Source organism: Pseudomonas sp. FP2254 (assembly GCF_030687695.1).
GTDB lineage: Bacteria > Pseudomonadota > Gammaproteobacteria > Pseudomonadales > Pseudomonadaceae > Aquipseudomonas > Aquipseudomonas quebecensis.
On record NZ_CP117444.1, the window covers coordinates 5,075,949 to 5,102,267 of the forward strand.

At 61.8% G+C, this 26,319-nt stretch carries 24 protein-coding genes; 12 read left to right on the forward strand and 12 right to left on the reverse strand.

The genetic code is table 11. The features are described from left to right. Positions 1–26 precede the first annotated feature (26 nt). Entirely contained in the window at positions 27–539 is a 513-nt protein-coding gene (locus tag PSH94_RS23435) for a glycine cleavage system protein R (RefSeq protein ID WP_305435884.1), read from the reverse strand. Positions 540–806: 267 nt separating this feature from the next. On the opposite strand from PSH94_RS23435, the gene PSH94_RS23440 reads away from it, so the two are divergent. Continuing rightward, complete coding sequence (locus PSH94_RS23440) at positions 807–2,984, forward strand: malate synthase G (protein WP_305435885.1); 2,178 nt, start codon at positions 807–809, stop codon at positions 2,982–2,984. Between the two features lie 139 nt (positions 2,985–3,123). Here PSH94_RS23440 and PSH94_RS23445 read toward each other — a convergent pair whose 3' ends face one another. Further along, positions 3,124–3,570, reverse strand: a complete 447-nt coding sequence (locus tag PSH94_RS23445) for a response regulator (protein WP_181080196.1) — start codon at positions 3,568–3,570, stop codon at positions 3,124–3,126. A 243-nt stretch (positions 3,571–3,813) separates the two neighbouring features. Between PSH94_RS23445 and PSH94_RS23450 the strand changes: the two genes are divergently transcribed. The 8 genes from PSH94_RS23450 (at position 3,814) to PSH94_RS23485 (ending at position 12,765) form a co-directional block, all read left to right on the forward strand. Next, a complete protein-coding gene (locus PSH94_RS23450; protein WP_305435886.1) occupies positions 3,814–5,736 on the forward strand; it encodes a putative nucleotidyltransferase substrate binding domain-containing protein in 1,923 nt (640 codons plus the stop codon). Beyond that, the gene (locus tag PSH94_RS23455; protein WP_266247134.1) at positions 5,733–6,440 is read left to right on the forward strand and encodes a PolC-type DNA polymerase III; all 708 of its coding nucleotides are present in this window, start codon (positions 5,733–5,735) and stop codon (positions 6,438–6,440) included. The genes PSH94_RS23450 and PSH94_RS23455 overlap by 4 nt, the downstream gene beginning before the upstream one ends. A 100-nt stretch (positions 6,441–6,540) precedes the next feature. Then, a complete protein-coding gene (locus PSH94_RS23460; protein ID WP_305435887.1) occupies positions 6,541–7,059 on the forward strand; it encodes an RNA polymerase sigma factor in 519 nt (172 codons plus the stop codon). Beyond that, positions 7,056–8,024 (forward strand): FecR domain-containing protein, encoded by a 969-nt coding sequence (locus PSH94_RS23465; protein WP_181080192.1) that lies wholly within the window; start codon positions 7,056–7,058, stop codon positions 8,022–8,024. The genes PSH94_RS23460 and PSH94_RS23465 overlap by 4 nt, the downstream gene beginning before the upstream one ends. Before the next feature lie 217 nt (positions 8,025–8,241). Then, positions 8,242–10,671: a TonB-dependent siderophore receptor gene (locus tag PSH94_RS23470; protein WP_305435888.1), complete on the forward strand. Its 2,430-nt coding sequence runs from the start codon at positions 8,242–8,244 to the stop codon at positions 10,669–10,671. Between the two features lie 26 nt (positions 10,672–10,697). After that, positions 10,698–11,801, forward strand: coding sequence for a PepSY domain-containing protein (locus PSH94_RS23475; RefSeq protein WP_305435889.1), 1,104 nt, complete (start codon positions 10,698–10,700; stop codon positions 11,799–11,801). Then, entirely contained in the window at positions 11,798–11,980 is a 183-nt protein-coding gene (locus tag PSH94_RS23480) for a hypothetical protein (RefSeq protein WP_181080189.1), read from the forward strand. Before PSH94_RS23475 ends, PSH94_RS23480 begins: the two co-directional genes overlap by 4 nt. Before the next feature lie 155 nt (positions 11,981–12,135). Continuing rightward, on the forward strand, positions 12,136–12,765 hold the full coding sequence (locus PSH94_RS23485) for a glutathione S-transferase (protein WP_305435890.1): 630 nt from the start codon (positions 12,136–12,138) through the stop codon (positions 12,763–12,765). A gap of 186 nt (positions 12,766–12,951) precedes the next feature. On the opposite strand, the gene creD is transcribed toward PSH94_RS23485, so the two are convergent. From creD to PSH94_RS23505, 4 genes are read right to left on the reverse strand one after another with little or no spacing between them, the layout of a single operon-like run. Continuing rightward, positions 12,952–14,325 (reverse strand): cell envelope integrity protein CreD, encoded by a 1,374-nt coding sequence (gene creD, locus PSH94_RS23490; RefSeq protein WP_181080187.1) that lies wholly within the window; start codon positions 14,323–14,325, stop codon positions 12,952–12,954. A 51-nt stretch (positions 14,326–14,376) separates the two neighbouring features. After that, positions 14,377–15,816, reverse strand: coding sequence for a two-component system sensor histidine kinase CreC (creC, locus tag PSH94_RS23495; RefSeq protein WP_285428044.1), 1,440 nt, complete (start codon positions 15,814–15,816; stop codon positions 14,377–14,379). Then, positions 15,816–16,484, reverse strand: a complete 669-nt coding sequence (creB, locus tag PSH94_RS23500; RefSeq protein ID WP_305435891.1) for a two-component system response regulator CreB — start codon at positions 16,482–16,484, stop codon at positions 15,816–15,818. Before creB ends, creC begins: the two co-directional genes overlap by 1 nt. Before the next feature lie 9 nt (positions 16,485–16,493). After that, the gene (locus PSH94_RS23505; protein WP_181080184.1) at positions 16,494–16,994 is read right to left on the reverse strand and encodes an ATP-dependent zinc protease; all 501 of its coding nucleotides are present in this window, start codon (positions 16,992–16,994) and stop codon (positions 16,494–16,496) included. Between the two features lie 141 nt (positions 16,995–17,135). Between PSH94_RS23505 and PSH94_RS23510 the strand changes: the two genes are divergently transcribed. After that, positions 17,136–18,020, forward strand: coding sequence for an acyltransferase (locus PSH94_RS23510; RefSeq protein ID WP_305435892.1), 885 nt, complete (start codon positions 17,136–17,138; stop codon positions 18,018–18,020). Here the strand turns inward: PSH94_RS23510 and PSH94_RS23515 are convergent, their stop codons facing one another. Further along, positions 18,021–18,593, reverse strand: coding sequence for a DUF2780 domain-containing protein (locus PSH94_RS23515; protein WP_181080182.1), 573 nt, complete (start codon positions 18,591–18,593; stop codon positions 18,021–18,023). It abuts the gene before it with no gap. A gap of 136 nt (positions 18,594–18,729) precedes the next feature. Here PSH94_RS23515 and PSH94_RS23520 point away from each other — a divergent pair, with 136 nt between their 5' ends. Both PSH94_RS23520 and PSH94_RS23525 read left to right on the forward strand, forming a co-directional pair. Next, positions 18,730–19,188 carry an anti-sigma factor domain-containing protein gene (locus PSH94_RS23520; protein ID WP_181080181.1) on the forward strand — a complete coding sequence of 153 codons (459 nt, stop codon included), beginning with the start codon at positions 18,730–18,732 and terminating at the stop codon, positions 19,186–19,188. A 329-nt stretch (positions 19,189–19,517) separates the two neighbouring features. Further along, positions 19,518–19,874: a hypothetical protein gene (locus PSH94_RS23525; protein ID WP_305435893.1), complete on the forward strand. Its 357-nt coding sequence runs from the start codon at positions 19,518–19,520 to the stop codon at positions 19,872–19,874. Positions 19,875–19,919: 45 nt separating this feature from the next. Here the strand turns inward: PSH94_RS23525 and fdhA are convergent, their stop codons facing one another. The 5 genes from fdhA to PSH94_RS23550 form a co-directional block, all read right to left on the reverse strand. Then, a complete protein-coding gene (gene fdhA, locus PSH94_RS23530; protein WP_005792122.1) occupies positions 19,920–21,119 on the reverse strand; it encodes a formaldehyde dehydrogenase, glutathione-independent in 1,200 nt (399 codons plus the stop codon). Positions 21,120–21,240: 121 nt separating this feature from the next. Next, a complete protein-coding gene (gene purU, locus PSH94_RS23535) occupies positions 21,241–22,098 on the reverse strand; it encodes a formyltetrahydrofolate deformylase (RefSeq protein ID WP_253509643.1) in 858 nt (285 codons plus the stop codon). Positions 22,099–22,224: 126 nt separating this feature from the next. Next, the gene (locus tag PSH94_RS23540) at positions 22,225–22,857 is read right to left on the reverse strand and encodes a sarcosine oxidase subunit gamma (protein ID WP_181080178.1); all 633 of its coding nucleotides are present in this window, start codon (positions 22,855–22,857) and stop codon (positions 22,225–22,227) included. A gap of 133 nt (positions 22,858–22,990) precedes the next feature. Continuing rightward, positions 22,991–26,008: a sarcosine oxidase subunit alpha gene (locus tag PSH94_RS23545; protein WP_305435894.1), complete on the reverse strand. Its 3,018-nt coding sequence runs from the start codon at positions 26,006–26,008 to the stop codon at positions 22,991–22,993. Beyond that, complete coding sequence (locus PSH94_RS23550) at positions 26,005–26,307, reverse strand: sarcosine oxidase subunit delta (protein WP_065885450.1); 303 nt, start codon at positions 26,305–26,307, stop codon at positions 26,005–26,007. Before PSH94_RS23550 ends, PSH94_RS23545 begins: the two co-directional genes overlap by 4 nt. Between the last annotated feature and the right edge of the window lie 12 nt (positions 26,308–26,319).

A 26,319-nucleotide genomic window follows, 5' to 3' on the forward strand; every position in this document is an offset into this window, starting at 1 on the left:
CAAGATTTCCATGCATAACCCTGTGATTACTCTTCGTGGTGCAGTTCCACCATCAGATCATCGGCCAGTTTTTCCAGCGAGGCTTGCAACGCATCCAGGGGCAACGTCGACGGCACCTGCAACAGCGCCTCGGCCTTGAACAGCAGGTCCCCACTCATCGGCGCCGGGCTTACGCCCGTACTCAGGCTCTCGAGGTTGACGCCCTGCCGGCTCAACAGCGCCGTGATCTCACGCACGATGCCCGCGCGATCATTGCCCACCAACGTCATCACGATGGGCTTGGAAGCCGGTGCCTGCCCGGTGCTGCCCTCGCCCACCAGCACGCGAATGCCGTGGGTGGATAAGTCCTCCAACGCCCCCACCAGGGCCTGACAATTCTCCGTCGGCACACTCACCCGCAGGATGCCGGCAAACTGCCCCGCCATGTGGGCCATGCGGCTTTCCAGCCAGTTGCCGCTGTGGGCAGCGATGTTCTGCGCGATGCGTTCCACCAGGCCGGGTTTGTCGGCGGCAATAATAGTGAGTACAAGATGGTCCATAGCGAAGCCCTCTGGAAGTCAATCTACAAGGTGGACCCGAGGGCCCTCGAAAACAAATCGTGTACCATTTTTATATTTATCTGGAACAATCCAATAGGTTTTTGAGAACATACCGTTCTCCGCTGTGACCGTACGACCAAAGTGGGTCGCTAAACGACGTATTTAGTCTAATTTTCACAACCGCAAGTCATCATGTAGTATGCCCAACCGTGCACTACATAATGAAAATCTGAAACAGCGCATAAGCTCCGCAGAGTGAGGCAAGCAATGACTGAACACGTTCAAGTCGGTGGCCTGCAGGTCGCCAAAGTCCTGTTCGACTTCGTGAACCACGAAGCCATTCCCGGTACCGGCATCACTGCCGACCAGTTCTGGGCCGGTGCCGACAAGGTCATCCACGACCTGGCGCCGAAGAACAAAGCCCTACTCGCCAAACGCGATGATTTCCAAGCGCGGATCGATACCTGGCACCAGACCCATGCCGGCCAGGCCCACGACCCGGTGGCCTACAAAGCCTTCCTGCAAGACATTGGATACCTGCTGCCAGAAGCCGCGGATTTCCAGGCCTCGACCCAAAACGTCGATGACGAAATCGCGCGCATGGCCGGCCCGCAGTTGGTGGTGCCGGTAATGAATGCGCGCTTCGCCCTCAACGCATCCAACGCCCGCTGGGGTTCGCTGTACGACGCGCTCTACGGCACCGACGCCATCAGCGAAGCCGATGGCGCCGAGAAGGGCAAAGGCTACAACAAGGTGCGCGGCGACAAGGTCATCGCCTTCGCCCGCGCCTTCCTCGACGAAGCCGCACCGCTCAGCGCCGGCAGCCATGTCGATTCCACCGGCTACAAAATTGCCGACGGCAAACTGATCGTCAGCCTCAAAGGCGGCAGCAACAGCGGCCTGCGCGACGACAGTCAATTGATCGGCTTCCAGGGCGACAGCGCCCAACCGATCGCGATCCTGCTCAAGCACAACGGCCTGCACTTCGAAATCCAGATCGATGCCAGCACCCCGGTCGGCCAGACCGACGCCGCCGGCGTCAAAGACGTGCTGATGGAAGCCGCGCTGACCACCATCATGGACTGCGAGGATTCCGTCGCCGCCGTGGATGCCGACGACAAAGTGGTGATCTACCGCAACTGGCTCGGCCTGATGAAGGGCGACCTGGCCGAAGACGTGGCCAAGGGTGGCAAGACCTTCACCCGCACCATGAACCCCGACCGTGTCTACACCGGCGTGGATGGCCAGGACGTGACGCTGCATGGCCGCTCGCTGCTGTTCGTGCGCAACGTTGGCCACCTGATGACCATCGACGCGATTCTGGATAAAAACGGCAACGAAGTGCCCGAAGGTATTCTCGACGGCCTGATCACCAGCCTGGCGGCGATCCATAGCCTCAACGGCAATACCAGCCGCAAGAACAGCCGTACCGGTTCGGTGTACATCGTGAAACCGAAGATGCACGGCCCGGAAGAAGTCGCGTTCACCAACGAGCTGTTCGGCCGCATCGAAGACGTGCTGAACCTGCCGCGCAATACCCTCAAAGTCGGGATCATGGACGAGGAGCGCCGCACCACGGTCAACCTCAAAGCCTGCATCAAGGCCGCCAGCGAGCGTGTGGTGTTTATCAACACCGGCTTCCTCGACCGCACCGGCGATGAAATCCACACCTCCATGGAAGCCGGCGCGATGGTGCGCAAGGCAGCGATGAAGTCGGAAAAGTGGATCGCGGCGTATGAAAACTGGAACGTCGATATCGGCTTGAGCACCGGCCTGCAAGGGCGTGCACAGATCGGTAAAGGCATGTGGGCAATGCCCGACCTGATGGCGGCGATGCTCGAACAGAAAATCGCCCACCCCCTGGCCGGCGCCAACACCGCCTGGGTGCCTTCACCCACGGCGGCCGCATTGCACGCGCTGCACTACCACAAGGTCGACGTGTTCGCGCGCCAGGCCGAGCTGGCCAAGCGCGAGCGCGCCTCGGTGGACGATATCCTGACCATCCCGCTGGCGCAGAACACCGCTTGGACCGAGGAAGAAATCCGCAACGAGCTGGACAACAACGCCCAGGGCATCCTCGGTTATGTGGTGCGCTGGATCGACCAGGGCGTCGGCTGCTCGAAAGTGCCGGACATCAACGACGTCGGCCTGATGGAAGACCGTGCCACCCTGCGTATTTCCAGCCAGCACATCGCCAACTGGCTGCGCCATGGCATCGTCAATCAAGCGCAAGTGATGGAAAGCCTCAAGCGCATGGCGCCGGTGGTGGACCGCCAGAACGCCGGGGACGCGCTGTATCGCCCTTTGGCACCGGATTTCGACAGCAACATCGCGTTCCAGGCGGCGGTGGAACTGGTGATTGAAGGGACCAAGCAGCCTAATGGGTATACCGAGCCGGTGTTGCACCGTCGGCGTCGGGAATTCAAGGCTAAAAACGGCCTGTAAATGAAAAAGCCCTGATCGAAAGATCAGGGCTTTTTCTTTGAGGGTGAACGAGCAAACGGTGAACGCATTCCTACAGGAAGTACGCGGTCAACAGTGTGAGAAGCCTGCCGCCGTTGAGCCCCGCACATTCACTGCAAAATCAGGAAGCCATCCCCAGCTCCCGCTTCACCAACTTCGCCAGTTTCACGCTATCAATCGGCTTGAGCAGAAAATCCACCACACTCAAATGCATGGCATCAATGACATCGGGCGCTTCGGCATCCCCCGACATGATGATGATCGGCAGCGCCGCGCGGGTGGATTCGCGCACCTGTTTGATCAGCTCCAACCCGTTGCTGGGTTGCATGCGCAGGTCGGTAATCAACAAGCCGATGGAGCTGCTGGATTTCAACAAGTCCCACGCCCGCTCACCACTGTCGGCGGTCATGCAGCGAATGCCGTCCAGGCCCAGGATCTCCGCCAGCAGTTCGCGCGCGTCCTTGTCGTCGTCGACAATCAACACGCGTTGTGGCGGTAGATCGGGTTCCAGCATCACGGCGTTGAGCGCCTCGCGCTCGGCATCACTCAAAATATCGTGGTCGGACATACGGTTCTCAGCGGTTCTAATCAATCTCCCAGCACTCGTCAGACATCTGCGGAAGGTCGAACAATGTGCACTTCGTCGGAAAGTTTGCCTAGTGGGCGTTCTACGGGGTTTGGACGATAACCATGTAAGGTTTTTCCCTAGTCCCGCTGCGTTTTCATAGACCTAGACTTACGTCCAATGGGCACCCGTGGCGCAGGAGCCGACCATGCACCTCGATAACGACAAAAAAACGCGGTCACTGTAATGAGTAAAGCTGATGCCTTCGCCCAGGCGGGGAAAACTGCCGTGTTGCAAAATATCCAGGGCACGCTGCAGTTCCTGCAACGCTTCCCGCCGTTCAACCAGATGGAAAACGCGCACCTGGCGTACCTGGTGGAACAATGCCAATTACGCTTTTATGCTCCCGGTGACAGCATCCTCAAACCCTCCGGCGGGCCGGTCGAACATTTCTACATTGTCAAACAAGGCCGCGTGATCGGCGAACGGCCGGACACCACCGAGACCACCTTCGAAATCACCACCGGCGAATGCTTCCCCCTGGCCGCGCTGTTGGGCGAACGCGCCACGCGCACCGAGCACAAGGCCGCCGAAGACACCTTTTGCCTGCAACTGAACAAGCCAGCCTTTATCAAGCTGTTCGCCCTCTCCAGCCCATTTCGCGACTTTGCCCTGCGCGGCGTCAGCAGCCTGCTGGATCAGGTTAACCAGCAAGTGCAGCAAAAAGCGGTGGAAACCCTCGGCACCCAATACTCGCTCAATACGCGCCTGGGCGATTTGGCCATGCGCCATCCGGTCACCTGCAGCCCGCACACGCCATTGCGCGAAGCGGTGACACTGATGCACGAGCAGCAAGTGGGCAGCATTGTCATCGTCGACGACAACAAGGCGCCGCTGGGGATTTTTACCCTGCGCGACCTACGCCATGTGGTGGCCGACGGCGTCAGCGATTTCAGCCAGGCCATCGACGCGCACATGACCCAGGCACCGTTCTTCCTGACGCCGGACCACAGCGCCTTCGACGCCGCCATCGCCATGACCGAACGGCATATTGCCCATGTGTGCCTGGTCAAGGACCAGCGCCTGTGCGGCGTGGTGTCCGAGCGCGATCTGTTTTCCCTGCAACGCGTGGATCTCGTGCACCTGGCGCGCACCATCCGCAACGCCCCGCGTATCGACAACCTGGTGGCGATTCGCGGCGAGATCGGCCAATTGGTCGAGCGCATGCTGGCCCACGGCGCGTCATCCACCCAGATCACCCACATCATTACCCTGCTCAACGATCACACCGTTTGCCGGGTGATCGAGCTGACCCTCGCTGAAAAGGGCGACCCGGGCGTGCCTTTCAGCTGGCTGTGCTTCGGCAGCGAAGGCCGTCGCGAGCAGACGCTGTACACCGACCAGGACAACGGCATTCTGTTCGAGGCCAGGGACGCCGCCGACGCGGCTGCGATCCGTGCTCGCCTGCTGCCGCTGGCCCAGCAGATCAACCAGAGCCTGGCGCTATGCGGTTTCAGCCTGTGCAAGGGCAATATCATGGCCGGCAACCCGGAGTTGTGCCTGTCGCGGGCCGAATGGGCACGGCGCTTTGCGGCGTTCATTCGCGAGGCGACGCCGGAAAACCTGCTGGGTTCGAGTATCTATTTTGACTTGCGCGTGGTGTGGGGCGACGAGCAAGGCTGCGAGCTGCTGCGCCAGGGCGCTCTCGATCAGGTCGCGGATAACCGCCTGTTCCAACGCATGCTGGCCGAGAACGCGCTGCGCCAGCGCCCTCCGGTCGGACGTTTCCGTGACTTTGTGCTGAGCCGCAAAGCCGGCGAAAAAGCCACCCTGGATCTCAAGGTGCAGGGCCTCACCCCGTTCGTGGATGGCGCGCGTCTGCTGGCCCTGGCCAATGGCATTCACGCCAACAACACGCTGGAGCGGCTGCGCCAATTGGTGGTCAGGGAGGTCATCGAAGCGTTGGACGGCGCCGCGTACGAAGAGGCCTACCACTTTATCCAGCAAACCCGCATGCAGCAGCATCAACGGCAAAGTCGCGAAAACCAGCCCTATTCGAACCGCGTCGACCCCGACAGTCTCAACCACCTGGACCGGCGCATCCTGCGCGAATCCCTGCGCCAGGCCCAGCGCCTGCAAAGCAGCCTGACCTTGCGGTATCAGCTGTGAGCCTGTTCGGCTGGCTGCGCACGGCCAAACCCCAGCTTGATGCGACGCAGCAACGACGCTTGGCGCAACTGCGCAAACCCGCGCCGCTGAGTGAAGACGCCTTGCGCAGCCAACGCTGGGTGGTGCTGGACCTGGAAACCAGCGGCCTGAACCTCAACCGTGACCAGGTGCTGTCCATTGGCGCAGTGGTGATCGAGGATGGCGCGGTGGATTTTTCCCAGTTGTTCGAACGCACCCTGCACCGCGCCCACACCCGACTCAGCCCCAGTGTGCTGATCCACGGCCTGGGGCCCAGTGCGATTGCCGCCGGCAGCGACCCGGTGGAGGCCCTGCTGGACTTCATGGAGTTCCTCGGTGACAGCCCGTTGCTGGCGTTCCATGCGCCGTTCGATCAACACATGCTGGGCCGCGCGCTCAAGGACAGCCTGGGGTATCGCCTGGTTCACCCGTTTCTGGATGTGGCCGACATCGCCCCGCTGCTATGCCCCGAAGCACCTATTCGCGAGGCTGGGCTGGACGATTGGGTCAAGTATTTCCACCTGGAGGTCGGCGAACGCCACCACGCCAGCGCTGACGCCCTGGCCACGGCGGAATTGATGCTGATCCTGTTCAGCCGTGCGCGTCGGCAGTTCATCGACACGCCGCACGCATTGCACGGGCGCGTAAGCCAATGGAAACGGCGCCAACAGGCGCCATCGTTTTAATCTCATCTCCCGACAGACGCCAATTGCGCCCACCCACCGCCTCTGACACAATCGCGAATAATTCTCGTTAGTTTAAACCTCTTGTTTATTCGGTGATGCCTTGTCGTCGATCCAGACCCCACACAGTGAGCGGGTTGGTGCGTTGTATCGCGACCATCGCGGCTGGCTGCTGGCCTGGTTGCGGCGCAACGTGGCCTGCCCGAGCCGCGCCGAAGACCTGAGCCAGGACACGTTCATGCGCCTGCTGGGTCGCGTCACGTTGCCGGAACCGCGCGAGCCAAGGGCATTTCTGGTGGCCATCGCCAAGGGCCTGCTGTTCGACTATTTCCGGCGCACGGCGCTGGAGCAGGCTTACCTGGCCGAGTTGATGCTGATCCCGGAAAGCGAACACCCCTCCCCCGAAGCCCAGCACCTGATCCTCGAAGACCTCAAGGCCATCGACCGTCTGCTTGGCACACTGTCGAGCAAGGCTCGCGCGGCGTTTCTCTACAGCCGCCTCGACGGCCTCGGCCATGCGCAGATCGCCCAGCGCCTCGGCGTGTCGGTGCCGCGCGTGCGCCAGTACCTGGCCCAGGGCATTCGCCAGTGCTACATCGCGCTGTATGGCGAGCCGACATGAGTGCGATCGGCACCCGACCGGTCTCGGCCCGCGTGCTCGATGCCGCCATTGCCTGGCAGTTGTCCCTGGATTCGGGCGATGACAGTGCCCTGGAACGGGAAGAGTTCAGCAAATGGCTGGCCAGCGATGAAGAACACGCCCGCGCCTGGCGGCAGCTGGGCATGCTCGACCAACGTTTCAGCGTCGCCTCGGGCCCGGCGCGGGCGGCGCTGTTGCAGTCGCGCCAGGCCATTCGCCAACGGGTGCGCAAGCTCGGCAGCGGCCTGGCGAGCATCGCGCTCATCTGCGGCCTGGCTTTGTTTGCGGGCGAGCGCTATGTGCCGATCCACTACTGGCTGGCCGATCAACGCACCGCCACCGGCGAGCAGCGCACCCTGAAACTGTCGGACGGCACGCAGATCAACCTCAACACGCACAGCGCCATCGACGTGCGCTTCGATGAAAAGCGCCGATTGATCGTGTTGCAGGACGGTGAAATCCTCGTCGAAACCGGCCACAACGACGCTCGCCCGTTCTACGTGCAAACCCGCGACGGCCGCCTGCGGGCGCTGGGCACGCGGTTTATCGTCAAGCGCGAAGACGACGCCACGCGCCTGAGCGTGCTGCAGTCAGCCGTGGCGGCGCAGCCGCAGGCACTGCATCAGGAACAGATCTTCAAAGAAGGCCAGCAGGTGCTGATGCGCAGCGACGGCCTCGGCCCACTGCTGGCGGTGAGCCCTGCCACCGATGCGTGGACACGCGGCATGCTGGTGGTGGACAACGCGCGCCTGGGCGACGTGATCGAGGAATTGAGCCGCTACCGGCCCGGTTACCTGGGTGTGGATAAAACCGTGGCCGACCTGCGCATCACCGGCAGCTTCCCGCTGCACGACACCACACTGGCGCTCAATGCGCTGTTGCCGACATTACCGGTGCAGATCAGGCAGCGCACGCCGTGGTGGGTGACGGTGGGTGCCAGGCCTTAGGCATCAGTAATGCCTGGGCTGAGGCTATCGGGGGCAAGCCCCTCCCACATTTACCTGAACAAAACCCGATTAACTGTGGGAGGGGGCTTGCCTCCGATAGGCCTTCAAACACACCGAGAAATCCCCGGCAAAAAATATTTTCATCCCGCCCTATCACTTTTCGAATCTCGCTCGGCACATAGGCAATTGCGAATTACTTCCATTCAGGAGCCGCCTTATGTCCCGCACGCTAGATACCCTGCTGCGCCCCAGTCTGTTGGCCGTGGCCATTGCCCTCAGCACACCGCTGATTACGCCTCAGCTGTTGGCCGCCGAACAGGCCTCCAGTGTGCGTGCCTACAACCTGCCGGCGGCGCCTTTGGCCAGCACGCTCAACCAGATCGCCAGCCAGGCCGGCCTGGCGTTGACCCTCGACCCGGCCCTGGCCGCCGGTAAAACCTCCGCCCCCGTAAACGGCCAGTTCGATGCCCAGAGCGCACTGCGCCAGGCCCTGCGCGGCACGGGATTGCAGTTGGAACAGAGCAGCGCCGGGACATTTACCCTGGTGGCGATTCCGGACGGCGTGGTGGCATTGCCGGAAACCAACATCACCGGGCAAGGCAGCTATGAAAGTGCCTGGGGCCCGGCCCAAGGCTACCTGGCGACACGCACCGCCGCCGGCACCAAGACCGACACCGCCCTGGTGGAAGCGCCACGCTCGATCTCCGTCGCCACCCGCCAGCAAATGCAGGACCGCAGCGTTCACACCCTCGATGATGCGGTGAAATACATGCCCGGCATCGTGTCCGCCAGCTACGGCAGCGACACACGCTACGACTGGATGCGGGTACGCGGCTTCGAACCCACCCAATTCCTCGACGGCCTGCCCCTGCCACGCGGCGTGTATGCCAACCCAAAAGCCGAGACCTGGAACCTCGACCGCCTGGCCCTGCTGCGCGGGCCGGCCTCGTCGGTGTACGGCCAGACCCCGCCGGGTGGCCTGCTGGACATGGTCAGCAGCCGTCCCAGCGAGCAGGCCAGCCATGCGGTGCAAGTGCAGTACGGCAGCGACAACCACCGCCAGATCAACTTCTCCAGCACCGGCAAGATCGACGACGACGGCCAGTTTCTCTATGGCCTGAGCGGCGTGGTGCGCGACTCCGGCACCCAGGTCGATCACATCGATAACAAGCGCTACAACATCGCCCCCAGCCTGACCTGGAACATCGACCCCGACACCCGGCTGACCTTGCTGTCGCAGTTCACCCGCGACGATACCGGCGCCACCAGCCAGTTCCTGCCGATCCAGGGCACCAAGATCAAATCGCCGCTGGGGGAGGTGTCTCACCACAAGAACCTCGGCGATCCGGACTATGAGTTCTACGACCGCACCTATTACGCGCTGGGCTATGCCTTCGAGCATCGCTTTAACGATACGTGGCAGTTCAAGCAGAACCTGCGTTACACCAAGTCCGAGCTGTCGTTCCAGCAACTGACCGTGGGCTCCTACGCCTTCTCGCCGGCCGATGCGGCGGGCAATATCAGCCGGTCCACCACCAATGTGGACGAGAACATCGGCCAGTTCGCCGTGGACAACAACTTCCAGGCCGACATTGCCACGGGCGACATCACCCACACCCTGCTGCTGGGCCTGGATCATCAGCGTACCGACACGTCCTATCTGTCGATCTTCGGCGTGGCCTCGGGCACCAATATTTTCAACCCGACCTACGGGGGCCCGACCGTACGTCCTGCACGCTCCACAGCGTTCTATGACTACAACCAGAAAACCGTGCAAACCGGGCTCTACGTCCAGGACCAAATGGCGTTGGACAACTGGCGCCTGACCTTGGGTGGCCGTGAGGACTGGGTGCACCAGGGCACCACCTACTTCAACAAGAACGACGCCACCAACACTGACCGCAGCAAGAACTTCAGCGGCAACGCGGCCTTGAGCTACGTGTTCGACTCCGGTTTCGTGCCGTACTTGTCCTACGCCGAGTCGTTCCAGCCGGCGAGCAACGCCAGCGTCGACCCCGTGAAGTCGTATAAACCCACCGAAGGCAAGCAATGGGAACTGGGGGTCAAATACCAGCCGCCCGGCTCCAACACCCTGCTGAGCGCGGCGGTCTATGACCTGACCCAAAAGAACGTGCTGGTGACCAGCTTCCAGGCCGGCGGCGTTTCCGTCACCGACCAGACCGGCGAAGTGAAGGTCAAGGGCCTGGAATTGGAAGCGGTGTCTGACGTGACCGATAACCTCAAGGTGATCGCCGCCTACACCCTGGCCAAATCCGAGGTGCAAAAAGGCCAATACAAAGGCAACCGCCTGCAACTGATGCCCAATCAGCAAGCGTCGCTGTGGACCGACTACACCTGGCACACCGGCGTGCTCGATGGCTTCGGCATTGGCTTTGGCGCGCGTTACACCGGCAACACCTACGGCGACCAGGCGAACACCTGGCTGGGTAAGGCCAACGCCTACACCGTGTTCGATGGCGCTGTGCATTACGACCTCGGTCGCCTGGACAACAGCCTCAAAGGCGCGTCGCTGAAGGTGAACGCCACCAACCTGTTCAACAAGGACTACCTGTCCACCTGCGATGGCAACTACTGCTACTTCGGCGACCAGCGCAGCGTCGTCGCCAGCGCCACGTACCAATGGTGATCGGCGCACAGGCAGCAGGCTGAAGCATGAAAAGCACAACCATCCGACGCTGGTCCTTCGTCCACACCTGGACCAGCCTGATCTGCACGGTGTTCCTGCTGCTGCTCGCCCTCACCGGCCTGCCGCTGGTGTTTCACCATGAGATCGACCATCTGCTGGGCAACGAACCCCAGCTCCAGCAGATGCCGGCCGATACGCCGCGATTGAACCTGGAACAACTGGCGAACAAGGCCCTGGCCCATCGCCCCGCAGAGGCCCTGCAATACCTGGCCTGGGATGAAGACGACCCGAACGGTGTGATCGCGATTATGGCCGCCACCGCCGGCACGGAGCCGAACGCGTCCCACACCTTCAAGCTCGATGCACGCACCGGCGAAGCGCTGGAGATGCCCTCGGCCAATGGCGGTTTCACCTTGTTTTTGCTGCGCCTGCATGTGGATATGTTCGCCGGTCTGCCGGGCAAGCTGCTGCTGGCGTTCATGGGCGTGCTGTTTGTGCTGGCGATCATTTCCGGCACGGTGCTGTACCTGCCGTTCATGCGCCGTCTGAAATTCGCCAGCGTGCGCCGGGACAAAACCACTCGCCTGCGCTGGCTCGACCTGCATAACCTGATCGGCGTGGTCACGTTGACCTGGGCGCTGGTGGTGGGCGTGACCGGCGTGATCAGCGCCTGCGCCGACCTGATCATCGCCGCCTGGCGCCAGGACAGCCTTACGGCCCTGATCGAACCGTACAAGGACGCGCCGCCGCTGACCTCACGCGCCCCGGCCAGCGAGTTGCTGAACATCGCCGCACGCGCCGCACCCGGCATGCAGCCGGACTTTATCGCCTTCCCCGGTACGCGCTTTTCCAGCGAGCATCACTACGCGGTGTTCATGAAAGGCAGCACCCACCTGACCTCGCACCTGCTCACCCCGGTGCTGATCGACGCCAGCACCCTGCAGGTCACGGCCATCGCCGAGCGGCCCTGGTACATGGACGCCATGGGCCTGTCCCAGCCGCTGCACTTTGGCGACTATGGCGGCATGCCGATGAAAGTCCTGTGGGCGCTGTTGGACGGGCTGACCATCGTCGTGCTGATCAGCGGGATCTACTTGTGGATCGCCAAGCGCAGGGCGGGCAAGGCATGAGGCCACGCCAGTCGAGTTTCTGGAAGGTATTTGGCATTCCGCTGGGGATTGGCGTGCTCAGCGCCGCGGGGTTGTTTGCGGCGTTGCTGGGGGATGGGCTATGGGATTCGTTGAGCTGGGTGGGGTTGGGCATACCGGCGGCCATTGGTAGTTGGGGGTTGTTCAAGCGTCGTGGCTGAGGGCCTCATCGGGGGCAAGCCCCCTCCCACATTTTTGATTTGTGAACACATTCAAAGTGTGGGAGGGGGCTTGCCCCCGATGAGCCCTCAACCTGCCCCTCGCCAGCCACCGCGCGACCCTCTAGGCTAGCCACAGTCAATCCAGAGGAATGCCCATGTCCACGCCCAACATGACCTTGTTCCACAACCCTGCATCGCCGTTCGTGCGTAAAGTGCGCGTGCTGTTGTTCGAAACCGGCCAGCAGGACCGCGTGGCCCTGCACGCCTGCATGCCGACGCCGGTCAACCCCGATGCGCAGTTGGTCGACGGCAATCCCGTGGGCAAGATCCCGGCCCTGCGCCTGGCCGATGGCAGCGTGCTGCACGACAGCCGGGTGATCCTCGATTACTTCGACCACCAGCACGTCGGCAACCCGCTGATCCCCCGCGACGGCTCGGCGCGCTGGCGTCGCCTGACCCTGGCCTCGATGGCCGACGGCATCCTGGATGCCGCCGTGCTGGTGCGCTATGAAACCGCCCTGCGCCCGGTGGAGAAACACTGGGATCAGTGGCTCGACGAACAGCGCAACAAAATCCGCCGCACCCTCGCCGAGCTGGAACAGAATGCCATCGCCGAACTGGCCAGCCATTTCGACGTCGCCGCGATCAGCGTGGCCTGTGCCTTGGGCTATCTGGATTTTCGCCATCCGGATATGCAATGGCGCGTAGACAACCCGCAGCTTGCCGCCTGGTACGCCGACGTCAGCCAGCGGCCTTCGATGCAGCAGACCCAACCACCGGCCTGACCTGCACACCGACCCAATGTGGGAGCGGGCTTGCCCGCGACTGCGGTATGTCATTCAGTACATCTGTTTGTGAACCACCGCTATCGCGGGCAAGCCCACCCCCACCTTGGACGGTGGCGACAGCAAGGAATGTGGCGATCCTTGTGGCTAACTGCGCCCCTACTTGTCGATCCTCGCGCAAGCCGATCATTGCACCGCCTCCAGATCAAACTGCAGCGGCTCGGTCGCCTTGCGCTTGCCCACGCCGTACCAGTCCAGGTTGCGCGTCAGCACCATCACCGTCCCGAGCAGGCCGAACAGCAGCAGCGAGCCCATCAGCAGTGCGTAATCCTCCGCACTCAGCAGCCCATACAACAAGCCATACAACGCCGCGAGCCCCGCTGAGAACCCCAGGCCATGGGCGACGCTTCGCAGCACATGGCACACATAGAAACCGATCAACATCACGCATGCGCTTGCGGAAATCAGGTACGCCAGGGCAAACCCCAGGTGCTCGGACAGCGACAACAGCAGCAGATAAAAGAACGCCAGCGCCACGCCCACCAAGGCATATTGAATCGGGTGTACCGCCAGGCTCTTGAGCACTTCGAACAGGAAGAAGCCGGCAAAGGTCAGGGCGATGAACAGCAGCGCATATTTGATCGCACGGTCGCTCTTGAGGTACTGGTCCACCGGATCGATGAAGTTCACGCCGAAGCTGCGGTTGTTGAAGTCCTCACAGCCCTGGCGATCCAGGCAGGCTTGCAGGGCCTGTTCGAGGTTGGTGGAGAAGAACGAGGTTTGCCAGCTGGCGGTGAAGCCTTTGTCGGTGATGTCACGCTGGGCCGGCAGGAAGTTGCCGATAAAGCTGGGGTGCGGCCAGTTGGACGCGAGGGAAACCTGGCTGGTCTTGCCCACCGGTACCACTTGCAGTTGTTCGGTGCCTTGCAGGCGCAGGTCGAAGGCGAAGTCCACCATCGCCGGCTTTTTGCTGTCCTGTTCCGGTAGCGCCACATGCACGCCCTCCCCCAGCCAGTCCACTTGTGAGCCTGGTTCGAATTCCAGGCGCTGGCTGCCCAGCTCCAGCTTCAGCGCATTTTCGATGCCGCGAATATCGCTGATACCCACCGCCAGAAAAGCCGGCTCAAAACGGTAATCCTCAAAGTGTTCGGTGATGCCCAACTGCGCAGGCAGCTCAAAACGCCCGCTGATACGGGTGTCGGCATGGAACAGCCGCGCCTGGTAAATACCCCGCGCGCGCAACTCGGTCTGCACCTTGCCATCGAGTTCAAAACGGTCCGGCAAGAAATACAAGCGGCCGCGCTCTTCACGGGTTTCCTCGTAGCGCTTGTTGAGCTTCTCGTTGAGCTTCCACTCACGCACGGTCTTGCGATATGGCACCACCATCACCGGCCCGGTCAGGCGCTGGGCGTAGCTGGAGCTGCGGGCGATGTCCATCACGACACCGTCGCGCAGTTGCTGGCGGTCACTGATGATGCCGTTGATCATCAACAACGGAATCAGCAACAGCAGGATCAGTAGCGCAATGGCGCCAAGTTTGAAAAGCAGGCTGCGGTTCATGGGGCTCTCCCTGTTTTGATGGGCAGAGCGTGAGCCGCGTGCGTGGGTGTTTTATGTGGGCATTGTGGAGACTGTGTGGAGATGCAGCACCACCTGCACGCCGCCCGACGTGTTGCCGATCTGCAGGGCGCCGCCGTGCAGCTTCATTACCTCCTCGACGAAGTTCAAACCCAGGCCCGTGCTCTTGCGCCCACTGACCGGACGCGGCAATGAATAGAACCGCTCACTCAAGCGGGGCAAGGCATAGTCGGGAATCGGCGCGGCCTGGTTGAACAGGCTCACCTGCACATCGTTGTGCCGGCTGCTCGCACTGAAGCGCAACGTGCCACCCGACGGGGTGAAATCCAGGGCGTTGTCCAGCAGATTGCCCAACGCCTGACGCAACAGGAAGGGTTCGCCAAACACTTTCACATCCGCCGCAATCGCTTGTTCGACGTGTAACCCGGCGCCTTCGATGCGCGCACATTGGGCATTGAGCACATCGTCTACCAGGGCCGCCAGCGGGATACTCACTTGTTCTTCCAATCCCTGGCGCTGCTCCACCTGCGCCAGGTTGAGCAGGCGTTCGATCAACTGCTGCAAGCGCGCGCTTTCGCTGTCGATATTGCCGACGAAGCGCTGCTGCTGCTCACGGCTCATATCGCCCTGCAACAGCTCCGCCGCGCCGCGAATGGCCGCCAGCGGGCTTTTCAGCTCGTGGGTCAGGGTGTGCACATAATGTTCGACGTAGGCCTTGCCCTCCAACTGCGTGCGCATGTGCTCCACCGCGGTGGATAACTGCTTCAACTCGCCGCCGCGGTAATGCGGCAACTCGGCACGCCGGCCCTCGCTGACCGCTTCGGCATAGGCGGTCAGTCGTCTTAACGCAACGCTTAACCACCACGACAACAAGGCGCCCAACAGCAAACCAAGGGTCACCAGGCCGGCGCCGTACCACAGCAGGCGCCGCTCGGTACGGTCGACGTAAGGCTGCAACGAGCTGTTCGGCTTGGCCACGGTGACCACGCCGATGATCTGGCCGTTATCGCGGATCGGCGCGCCCACGTGCATCACCGACGAGGTGGCGTCCTCCGGGTTGCTGCGGGTGGAGCGCGCGCCGTATTCGCCACGCAGGGTCAGGTAAACGTCGTTCCATTTCGAATAGTCCTGGCCCACCGCCACGCCGCTGGAATCGAGCAGCACGGTGCCGTTGGCGTCGGTCACGTAGATACGGTGGTTGACCTGGTTTTTCGGCAGCCCCCAAATGGTCGCGCCCGGCTGGCGGTTGCCGTAGGCCTTGAGCAATTCGGGCCAGTGGCTTTGGCCGAGGGTGCCATTTTTCACATCATCGCGCAGGATCTCGGCCAACAGGTTGGCAGTGTCCACCAGGGTTTCTTCGGTGGACTGGCGCACGCCGGGGCGGATTTCCTTCATTACGGTGCTGAGCACGAAATAGCCGGTCAGGCCGATAAACAGCGCGTACACCAGGAAAATCCGCAGCCCCAGGCGCATCAGCCGTGGCTCGGACTGTAGCTGTAGCCGAGGCCGCGATGGGTCTGGATCGGTTCGGCTTCGGCGGCAACGCCGCGCAGTTTGCTGCGCAGGCTTTTGATATGGCTGTCGATGTTGCGCTCGTAGCCGGCATCGGCGGGCACGCCCACGGCGTCGAGCAGCTGTTCGCGGCTGAACACCCGCTCAGGTTGTTCCAGCAGGCTCTGCAGCAGACGAAATTCATGGCGCGTCAGGCTCAAGGGCTGACCGCGATAGGCGATCTGCATGCGCTCCAGGTCCACCTGGAACAGCGTCGGCGCCACGCCGGGGCCGACGCGCTTGAGGATCGCCTTGACCCGCGCCGCCACTTCCCTTGGGCTGAACGGCTTGACCACGTAATCGTCGGCGCCGATCTCCAGCCCCACCACCCGGTCGATCTCGCCGTCGCGGGCACTGAGGAACATGACAGGCACTTCGCTGAAACGGCGCAACTGCTTGCAGGTCTCAAAGCCACTGATATCCGGCAGACCGATGTCGAGAATGATCAGGTCGGCCGGCGTCTTGCGTTGATGCTCCAGCGCCGCCTGGCCCAGGCTCAGCCAAGTAGTGCCGAAGCCCTCGCCTTGCAGGGCGAATATCAACGTGTCGGCAATCGCGGCTTCGTCTTCGACAATCAGGATGTGGGGCATGGCGGTCCGTCAGCAGTCCGGTTTGTCAGCAGTGTACCGACGGGCCGGGTTTACCGCAGCGCCGAATTCACGCAGGGCCTTGGCACCGATCAGCAGCGGGTAATTGAAACTGCTGCGGTCGGTGAGGTTGACCTCGACGGTGCGCTTGACGTTGCCCAGGCACATTTCCAGGTCGATGACCGGGCGTTTGGCCACGGTGGCTTCGTCCTTGTCATCATCTTCGTCGGCACGGCTCTTGATCTTGCTGATGCGCGAGACTTTGTGTTCGTAGACCTTGTCGGATGCGCCCGTGCCGCCGAGGCGGAAGCGCACCCAGTCGTCGCCATCGCGGGTGAAGGTCTGGATGTCACGGGCCGACAGCGAGGCGGTCAGCGCGCCGGTGTCCATCTTGGCCTTAAAGGTCTCGCCGATCTCCGGCAACTGGATGTATTCGTAGCGACCGTAAAGGGTCGGTTCGGCGGCCATGACCGGCAGGGCAACCAGGGCGAGGGAGGCAAGGAGCAGTTTCACGAAGTGATTCCTTGGAAAAGAAGTAGGCGGATTCTAGACCGCATAAGCGCTACTTAGTTAGATCCCCCGGCGTTTTGTGATTTGGCCTCTAGACTCAAGCTGCTTATCATGGCCCGCCCACACCCTGCCAAAGAGTTGCTTATGCGCCGCCTGCTCACCGGCTGTCTGGTTACATTGCTGCTGTTACTCAATACGCTGGTCCTGATCGGGCCGCTGATGGTGTTTGCCCTGCTCAAGCTGGTGGCGCCCGGTCGTTATCGGGACTACATGTCCTGCGCGGTGATGTGGATCGCCGAGACCTGGGCCGAGATCGACAAGCTGATCTTCGCCCTGTGCATTCCAACGCAGTGGGACATTCGTGGCGGGGAGGATTTGCGCAGCGACACGTCGTACCTGGTCATCGGCAACCACCAGTCCTGGGTGGACATCCCGGCGCTGGTCCAGGCCCTCAACCGGCGTACGCCGTTCTTCAAGTTCTTCCTGAAAAAAGAGCTGATCTGGGTGCCCTTCCTGGGGCTGGCCTGGTGGGCGCTGGATTACCCGTTCATGAAGCGCTACACCAAGGCGTTCCTGGCCAGGCACCCGGAGCTGGCGGGCCAGGACTTGAAGATCACCAAACAGGCCTGTGAGCTGTTCAAGCGCCAGCCGGTAACGGTGGTCAATTACCTGGAAGGCACGCGCTTCAGCCAGGCCAAGCACGCGCAGCAGGCGTCACCGTTCAAGCGGTTGCTCAAGCCCAAGGCGGGCGGTGTGGCGTTTGTGCTGGCGGCGATGGGTGAACAGCTGGATGCGGTTCTCGACGTCACCGTGGTCTACCCGTCGCAGCACACTCCGGGGTTCTGGGACTTGATCAGCGGCGCGGTGCCGAAGGTGATCATCGATATCCAGACCCGCGAGCTGGACCCGGCGTTGTGGCAGGGAGATTACGAGAACGATCCGGCGTTTCGCCAGACCGTACAGAGCTGGGTCAACCAGCTCTGGGAAGAGAAAGACGCGCGCATCGAACACCTGCGCACGCAGGGGTAATCAGCTGCCGGTGCCCCAGGCCTGAGCCAGTTTGCCCAGCACCGAGCTGTTGGCGCCCTGGCTGCCCAGGAACTGCAGGATCACCGGGGCAAACTGACCGACCATGCCGCTGTCCATGCCCAGGGCGCTGAACGCGGTGTTGAGGTCGTTGGTGTTCTTCACGTTACCCAGCAGGCCGTCGAGGCCGCTGGTCTTGCTGCCGCCGGTCTGGCCGAGCATCCCGCTCAAGGCTCCGAGGCTGCCCAGAGCATTGTTGCCCGACAACTGGTCAAGCCCGGGCACGCTCTGGCCCAACTGTGAGTAGTCTTTGCCGCTCAACTGGTTGCGCGCCAGGCCAAGCATGGCGCCGGTGCCGCCGATGGCTTGCTCCGGCGTGACGTTCAGTTGCGAGGTCAACGCGCTCAGCAGGTCGGCCGTCTCGGACGACGGTGCGGCAGCGGCGGCTTTGTTGTTGCCACCCTGCATACCGGAAATCGCATTGGCCGCGTCGCCCAGGCTGAAGCCTGCGGCGAATGCGGGCCCGGCAGCCAGCGTCATCAGGCAGGAAAGGGCGAAACCGCGTGAAATCTTCATTGGACCAACCTCGGGATATAAGGGCAAAAGCAGGCGTTGGACTGGGTAACCGGTCGGTTGTTCCAAGCCCTGGGAGGAACCGATCCAGCCAAAGCGGGTCCATGAACTGACTACAAAATTTGTCAGGAAGAGACTTATGACTGCGATCCAACCCCCAGTGATTGAGCACAAGCCTGCATTCTGGAGCCGCCCTCGCCTGTTCGTCGGCGCCTGTGTCGTGGTGGTTGCCGGCATCGGCGGCGCGATCTACACCCACGACAGCGTCAAATCCGCCGCCACCCTGGTGACCACCACCCAGCAGCCGGCCGCGCAGATCATGGCGCACAAGGATTACCTCGAAGTGCAACCCATCGCCGCCGCCGCGGCGGAGCCGGATAAGAGCCTGGAACTGTGGGCGATCCCCAAAGACGGCACCCCGATCTCCCTGGGCCTGTTGCCGGAGGACGGCAAAGGCATCATTGGCCTGAACCCACGTCAGCAAGCGTCCATCAGCAAACCGGTGGAGTTGATGGTGAGTTCGGAGACCAAAGGCGGTTCGGTGAGCAAGCAACCCACCGGCCCCACCGTCTATCAGGGCGCCCTGGCCAACCGCTGATATCCCAAATACCACAACCCCCTTTCCCACATTTTGGCTCTCATCGCATCACCGGATTGCTCACGCCAAAGCCCATATGCCCGAGGTCGTCTACATGGCGACACGGGTTTGATGAGCAGGTGAATGTGTGCAGCTTCGGCTTTTTGCAGGTTCTTTTAGCCGACCACAAACTTAATCACAACAAACGAAAGTCATCTCTTTGAGGCATTCGAAATAACGCACGCCTTCAATAATCACTAATCAATATATAAAACTGTCATTTATTACAGTATCCAACGCTAGAAGCCAAACTTATCATCAGACTTCAATTCACGTATAAGGGATGCGCCATGACTTACAAAATTGCTATGGGAACTTTGGCCGTTTTGGCATTCGCGGGAAGTGTTCACGCTGCAGATATCAAAGATTGCCCTGAAAAAAACTCTATTAAGTCTGAAAAGTTCCACGACGCTAGCCTTCCGGGGGCTTACGGTGACGGCTTCAAGTACACAGCTACCAGCAACGGCAAGACATGGACAGGGCAAACATCCGGAACTGAAGATGATTATCTAGCAGATAAATACGCACTCAAGGTAGAAACTTTCGGCGTAGTGGACGGAAAACTACGCTGCGACTACGGTGGAAAGCGGTTAGTAGAAAACGGTAAAGTTTCAGACCCCCACCTAAGACTCTCAACACCTCAATAAGTAATAAGGGCGGCCTTGAAGGTCGCCCTTATCATTTTCTACCACTCAGGCCGCGCTGAACAACTTATGCGGATCAATCACAAACTTCTTCGGCACGCCCGCATCGAACTCGCCGTACCCACGTGGCGCGTCGTCCAGGCTGATCACCTGCACGCCGACGATTTCGGCGATGTTGATGCGGTCCCACATGATCGCCTGCATCAGCTGCCGGTTGTACTTCATCACCGGGGTCTGGCCGGTGTGGAAGCTGTGAGACTTGGCCCAGCCCAGGCCGAAACGAATGCTCAGGCTGCCCATTTTCGCGGCGGCATCCACGGCACCTGGATCTTCGGTGACGTACAGGCCAGGGATACCGATTTTGCCGGCCACGCGCACCACGCCCATCAGTGAGTTGAGCACCGTGGCCGGGGCTTCGGCCTTGACGCCGTCATGGCCGTGGCCGCGTGCTTCAAAACCCACGCAGTCGACGGCGCAGTCCACTTCCGGCTCGCCGAGCAGCGCGGCGATCTGTTCATGCAACGGCGTATCGGTGGACAGGTCGACGATTTCAAAACCCTGGGCCTTGGCGTGGGCCAAGCGGATGGAGTTCACATCGCCGATGATCACCACCGCCGCGCCCAACAGCCGCGCAGAGGCAGCAGCGGCCAGGCCGACTGGGCCGGCACCGGCGATGTAGACGGTGCTGCCTGGGCCAACACCGGCGGTAACAGCGCCGTGGTAGCCGGTAGGCAGAATGTCGGAGAGGCAGGTCAGGTCACGGATTTTCTCCATGGCCTTGTCGCGATCCGGCAGTTTGAGCAGGTTGAAGTCGGCATACGGCACCAGCACGTATTCGGCCTGGCCGCCGGTCCAGTCGCCCATGTCGACATAGCCGTAGGCGCCACCGGCACGGGCCGGGTTAACGGTGAGGCACACCCCGGTATGTTGCTCTTTGCACGAACGGCAGCGGCCGCACGCTACGTTGAAAGGTACGGAAACCAGGTCGCCGATCTTCAGGTTTTCGACGTCGCTGCCCTTCTCGATCACTTCACCGGTGATTTCGTGACCGAGCACCAGACCGGTCTGGGCAGTGGTACGGCCGCGCACCATGTGTTGGTCGGAGCCGCAGATGTTGGTGGAGACCACGCGCAGGATGACGCCGTGCTCAATCTTCCTGCCACGGGGGTCCTGCATTTTGGGATAGTCGATTTTCTGTACTTCGACCTTGCCGTTGCCGAGATACACGACACCACGATTACCAGACATGTCAGTCACCTCTATATTTATCGTTGTTGAGAGAGTGGAGCGAGCTTCAAGCGGCAAGCTACCCGCCGCAAGAAGTGTGCAGTGCCGCTTTTTCCTGCGGCTTGAAGCTTGCAACTTGCCACTAAAGAACGACCGTCCTGTTAGCGTTCAAGAACACACGTTTTTCGATGTGATACCCAACGGCCCGGGCCAGCGTCAGCCCTTCAATATCGCGCCCCTTGGCAATCAAGTCCTCGGGATAGTGGCTGTGATCCACCACCTCCACGCCCTGGGCGATGATCGGGCCTTCGTCCAGGTCGTTGTTGATGTAATGCGCCGTGGCGCCCACCAGTTTGACGCCCTTGTTGTACGCCTGGTGATACGGCTTGGCACCCTTGAACCCCGGCAACAACGAGTGGTGAATGTTGATGGCCTTGCCATCGAGCTTGCGGCACAGCTCCGGCGACAGCACTTGCATATAACGCGCAAGAATCACCAGTTCAGCGCCGGTGTCTTCCACCACTTGCCACACCTGACGCTCCTGGGACGGTTTGTCGTTGGGGTCGAGGGGGAAATGGTAGTAGGGAATCTGATGCCAGTCGGCCAACGGCTTGAGATCGGGGTGGTTGGACACCACCGCCACCACGTCCATCGACAGTTGGCCGATGCGCTGGCGGTACAGCAGGTCGTTGAGGCAGTGATCGGCCTTGGAGACCATGATCACCACTTTTGGCCGGTAGTTCGGTGCCGTCAGCTCGAAGATCATGCCAAAGGCTTTACCGCGCGTGGCCAGGCCATCGCGGAAAGCCTGCTCGTCGAAATCGCCGGGCTGACGGAATTCAACGCGAATGAAAAACCGGCCCGAGAGGCGGTCATCGAACGAATGGTGCTCGGTGACGTAGCAGCCCTGCTCGAACAGGTAGCGGGTGACCGCGTCCACCGTGCCGAGCACGCTGGGGCAGTCGGCGGTCAAAATCCATGTATCGGGTGCGCGGCTCATTGTGCGTGACTCCTTGATCGTTCCTACGCTTTGCGTGGGAATGCCGCCATGGACGCTCGGCGTCCGCTCTTGGGACGCGGAGCGTCCCGGGATGCATGCCCACGCAGCGCGTGGGAACGATCATCCTCAGGCTTGAACGCTCAGACCGAACTCGGCCGAGGCATCCTGCAACCACAACCACCAGTAATCCGAAAAACTGCGACGAATCACCAGTTCCCAGGTGTCTTCAGCGGTATGGCGGATCACCAGTTGGGACTTGGCGAACACCGTGCCCACCGCCTTGCCCACCGGGAAGTTGTTGGGGTGGACGTCGTAGCTGGTGGACTTCATCAGCACGTCGCGTACGTTCGGGCCGCTCAGTTCAAGGATCTGCTGGCCGCCGCTGACATTGACGATCTGGATATGCAAATCAGCCAGAGCGGCACGCAGGTTCTGCTCGGCGGCGAACTCTTCACCGCTCGGCACGATCAGCAACCATTCATCCGGGCCGAGCCATTGCAGGCTGGTTTCGCCTTTGACGATCACCTGCAGGGCGCCCGGCAATTCGATGCCCAGAGCCTTGTGCACGCCGGCGGCAAAGGCCGCGTCATGGCCGTCACCACGGATCGTGAGATGGCCGAGCAGTTTCTTTTCACGCACGGTCACGCCGGCGTTCTTGCGACCCTTGCCGACCAGGCTGGCGAGGTCGGCATGGTGCAGTGACGACTCGGCCTTGGCGCCGGAGGTGGGGCGTTGTTGGTAAACATTGGCTGCTGTCATAAAGCACCTGTGTCTTAAATTGATCGTTCCCAGGCTCTGCGTGGGAATGCCGCTTTGGACGCTCTGCGTCCGCTCTTGGGACGCAGAGCGTCCCGGGATGCATTCCCACGCGGAGCGTGGGAACGATCAGGTGTCAAATGTTCTGGCGATCGCCTTTCGGGTCAAAGAACACCGAAGACACAATCTCCGCTTCGATCACGCTGCCATCGGCCTGGGGCGAGAACACCCGTTCGCCGATGCGCTTCAAGCCGCCCTTGACCACGCCCATGGCAAACGAATAACCCAGGGAGTTGTGCGCATAGCTTGAGGTGACGTGACCGACCATCTTCATCGGGATCGTCTGCTTCGGATCGAGCACCAGTTGCGCGCCTTCCGGCAGCCATACCTTCGGATCGATCGGCTTGAGGCCCACCAGTTGCTTGCGCTCTTCACGCACGCAGTCTTCACGGTTCATGCCGCGCCAGCCGATCCACGAGAACGGCTTGGTACGGCCTACGCACCAGCCCATGTTCAGGTCGTCCGGGGTCATCGAGCCGTCGGTGTCCTGGCCGACGATGATGAAGCCCTTCTCGGCCCGCAGTACGTGCATGGTCTCGGTGCCGTACGGGGTCAGGTTGTACTTCTTGCCGGCCTCGACGATTTTTTCCAGTACGCCCATGGCGTAGTCGGCCTGCACGTTGACTTCGTACGACAGCTCACCGGTAAACGAGATACGGAACACCCGCGCCGGAACACCGCCTACCAAACCTTCTTTCCAGGTCATGAACGGGAAGCCGTCCTTGTCCAGGTCGATGTCGGTGACTTCCGCCAGCAGCTTGCGGCTGTTGGGGCCGGACAGGGTCATGGTTGCCCAATGGTCAGTGACCGAGGTGAAGTACACCTTGAGGTCCGGCCATTCGGTCTGTTGGTAGATTTCCAGCCACTGCAGTACGCGGGCGGCGCCGCCGGTGGTGGTGGTCATCAGGAAGTGGTTGTCAGCCAGGCACGCGGTCACACCGTCGTCGAAGACCATGCCGTCTTCCTTGCACATCAGGCCGTAGCGCGCCTTGCCCACGTCAAGCTTGGTCCAGGCGTTGGTGTAGATGCGGTTGAGGAACTCACGGGCATCCGGGCCTTGAATGTCGATCTTGCCGAGGGTGGACGCATCCAGCAGGCCGACGCTGTCGCGCACGGCCAGGCATTCGCGTTTCACCGCAGCGTGCAGGTCTTCACCGTTGCGTGGGAAGTACCACGGGCGTTTCCACTGGCCGACGTCTTCAAACTCGGCGCCGTTCTTCACGTGCCAGGCGTGCAGCGCGGTGTAGCGCACCGGTTCGAAGATATGCCCACAGTGCCGGCCCGCTACGGCGCCGAAGGTGACCGGCGTGTAGTTGGGACGGAACATGGTGGTGCCCATCTGCGGGATGGTCACGTTCAGCGAGCGCGCGGCAATCGCCAGGCCGTTGACGTTACCCAGCTTGCCCTGGTCGGTGCCGAAGCCCAGCGCGGTGTAGCGCTTGACGTGCTCGACCGACTCGAAGCCTTCGCGGGTGGCCAGTTCGATGGCGGCAGCGGTGACGTCGTTCTGCAGGTCGACGAATTGCTTCGGCGCCCGTGCGGTCGGCTTGTCGTGCGGCACTTGGTAAACGGCCAGTGTTGGCTCTTCCAGACGGCTCAAGGCCTTTGGCAGGGTGCCTTCCACCGGGGCAAAACCGGCTTCGCTGGCGGCGCGCACGCCGCCTTCAAAACCATCGGCCAGGGAATCGCCGAGGCCGTAGACGCCGTTGATACCACCGACGCACACGCGTTTCTGCGGCGCTTCACCCGGTACAAAACCGAGAATGTCTTCACGCCAGGTCGGCTTGCCGCCCAGGTGCGAGGCCAGGTGGACCACCGGGCTGTAGCCGCCGGAGCTGGCCACCAGGTCGCAGTCCAGCCACTCGCCGGGGCTGGTGACCTTATGCGCCTTGACGTCAATCGCGGCGACACGCGCAGCGGTCACGCGCTTGGTGCCACGGGCTTCGACCACAGCGCTGCCGGTGAGGATGCGAATACCTTTGGCGCGGGCTTCCTCCACCAGCGCGCCGCGTGGGTTGTGGCGCACATCAGCGACCGCCACCACTTGCAGGCCCGCATCCAGCCAGTCCAATGCGACGCGGTAGGCGTGGTCGTTGTTGGTCGACAGCACCAGTTTTTTACCTGGCGCTACACCGTAGCGGCGCACGTAGGTGGAAACCGCACCAGCGAGCATGTTGCCCGGCACGTCGTTGTTGCCGTACACCAGCGGACGCTCGCACGCACCGGTGGCCAGCACCACGCGCTTGGCACGTACACGGTGGATACGCTGACGCACCACGCCAATCGGCGCGCGGTCACCGAGGTGGTCGGTCAGGCGCTCGTGAATGGTCAGAAAGTTATGGTCGTGGTAGCCGTTGACGGTGGCGCGGGGCAGCAGCACCACGTCCGGCAGGGCTTTCAGTTCGGCGATAACGCTGGCCACCCATTCAGTGGCCGGTTTGCCGTCCAGGCTTTCGCGCGAATCGAGCAACGAACCGCCGAACTCTTCCTGCTCATCGGCCAGGATCACGCGGGCACCGCTGCGCGCCGCCGCCAGTGCCGCAGCGAGGCCCGCAGGGCCTGCGCCGACAACGAGCACGTCGCAGTGTCGGTTGAAGTTGTCGTAGGTGTCCGGATCGTTCTCGGTCGGCGAGCGACCAAGGCCGGCAGCCTTGCGGATGTACTTCTCGTAGGTCATCCAGAACGATTGCGGGTACATGAAGGTTTTGTAGTAGAAGCCCGGTGGCATCAGCTTGCCGCCGACCTTGCCGAGGATGCCCATCATGTCGTTGTTGACGCTCGGCCAGCCGTTGGTGCTGGTGGCAACCAACCCTTGGTACAGCGCCTGTTGCGTAGCGCGCACGTTAGGGATTTGCGTGGCCTCGGTAGCGCCGATCTGCAGCACGGCGTTCGGCTCTTCGGCGCCGGCGGCGTAGATACCCCGTGGACGCGAGTACTTGAAGCTGCGGCCGATGATATCGACGCCGTTGGCCAGCAAAGCAGCGGCCAGGGTGTCGCCCTCGAAGCCTTTGTAGCTCTGGCCGTTGAAGCTGAAGGTCAGGACTTTATTACGGTCGATCCGGCCACCGTTGGACAGGCGATTGATCTGGCTCATACCTTCTCTCCAGAGGCCTTGGCGGTGAACTGAGGCTTCTCACCGATCTTGTAGGTTTCAAGAATTTCGTAGGTCACGGTGTCGCGGGTCGCGTTGAAGTACTGGCGGCAACCGGCGGCGTGAATCCACAGTTCGTGGTGCAGGCCACGCGGGTTGTCGCGGAAGAACATGTAGTCGCCCCACTCTGCGTCGGTGCAGGCATTCGGGTCCAGCGGACGCGGGATGTGCGCTTGGCCGGATGCATGGAATTCCTCTTCGGAGCGCAGTTCGCCACAGTGAGGACAGAAGATATGCAACATAGGGAATTTCTC

What these genes read in the sequence shown, in the direction of transcription:
- PSH94_RS23435 (WP_305435884.1), bottom strand. Translation starts at nt 539, where the DNA reads ATGGACCATCTTGTACTCACTATTATTGCCGCCGACAAACCCGGCCTG.
- PSH94_RS23440 (WP_305435885.1), top strand. Translation starts at nt 807, where the DNA reads ATGACTGAACACGTTCAAGTCGGTGGCCTGCAGGTCGCCAAAGTCCTG.
- PSH94_RS23445 (WP_181080196.1), bottom strand. Translation starts at nt 3,570, where the DNA reads ATGTCCGACCACGATATTTTGAGTGATGCCGAGCGCGAGGCGCTCAAC.
- PSH94_RS23450 (WP_305435886.1), top strand. Translation starts at nt 3,814, where the DNA reads ATGAGTAAAGCTGATGCCTTCGCCCAGGCGGGGAAAACTGCCGTGTTG.
- PSH94_RS23465 (WP_181080192.1), top strand. Translation starts at nt 7,056, where the DNA reads ATGAGTGCGATCGGCACCCGACCGGTCTCGGCCCGCGTGCTCGATGCC.
- PSH94_RS23470 (WP_305435888.1), top strand. Translation starts at nt 8,242, where the DNA reads ATGTCCCGCACGCTAGATACCCTGCTGCGCCCCAGTCTGTTGGCCGTG.
- PSH94_RS23475 (WP_305435889.1), top strand. Translation starts at nt 10,698, where the DNA reads ATGAAAAGCACAACCATCCGACGCTGGTCCTTCGTCCACACCTGGACC.
- PSH94_RS23480 (WP_181080189.1), top strand. Translation starts at nt 11,798, where the DNA reads ATGAGGCCACGCCAGTCGAGTTTCTGGAAGGTATTTGGCATTCCGCTG.
- PSH94_RS23485 (WP_305435890.1), top strand. Translation starts at nt 12,136, where the DNA reads ATGTCCACGCCCAACATGACCTTGTTCCACAACCCTGCATCGCCGTTC.
- creD (WP_181080187.1), bottom strand. Translation starts at nt 14,325, where the DNA reads ATGAACCGCAGCCTGCTTTTCAAACTTGGCGCCATTGCGCTACTGATC.
- creC (WP_285428044.1), bottom strand. Translation starts at nt 15,816, where the DNA reads ATGCGCCTGGGGCTGCGGATTTTCCTGGTGTACGCGCTGTTTATCGGC.
- creB (WP_305435891.1), bottom strand. Translation starts at nt 16,484, where the DNA reads ATGCCCCACATCCTGATTGTCGAAGACGAAGCCGCGATTGCCGACACG.
- PSH94_RS23510 (WP_305435892.1), top strand. Translation starts at nt 17,136, where the DNA reads ATGCGCCGCCTGCTCACCGGCTGTCTGGTTACATTGCTGCTGTTACTC.
- PSH94_RS23515 (WP_181080182.1), bottom strand. Translation starts at nt 18,593, where the DNA reads ATGAAGATTTCACGCGGTTTCGCCCTTTCCTGCCTGATGACGCTGGCT.
- PSH94_RS23520 (WP_181080181.1), top strand. Translation starts at nt 18,730, where the DNA reads ATGACTGCGATCCAACCCCCAGTGATTGAGCACAAGCCTGCATTCTGG.
- PSH94_RS23525 (WP_305435893.1), top strand. Translation starts at nt 19,518, where the DNA reads ATGACTTACAAAATTGCTATGGGAACTTTGGCCGTTTTGGCATTCGCG.
- fdhA (WP_005792122.1), bottom strand. Translation starts at nt 21,119, where the DNA reads ATGTCTGGTAATCGTGGTGTCGTGTATCTCGGCAACGGCAAGGTCGAA.
- purU (WP_253509643.1), bottom strand. Translation starts at nt 22,098, where the DNA reads ATGAGCCGCGCACCCGATACATGGATTTTGACCGCCGACTGCCCCAGC.
- PSH94_RS23540 (WP_181080178.1), bottom strand. Translation starts at nt 22,857, where the DNA reads ATGACAGCAGCCAATGTTTACCAACAACGCCCCACCTCCGGCGCCAAG.
- PSH94_RS23545 (WP_305435894.1), bottom strand. Translation starts at nt 26,008, where the DNA reads ATGAGCCAGATCAATCGCCTGTCCAACGGTGGCCGGATCGACCGTAAT.
- PSH94_RS23550 (WP_065885450.1), bottom strand. Translation starts at nt 26,307, where the DNA reads ATGTTGCATATCTTCTGTCCTCACTGTGGCGAACTGCGCTCCGAAGAG.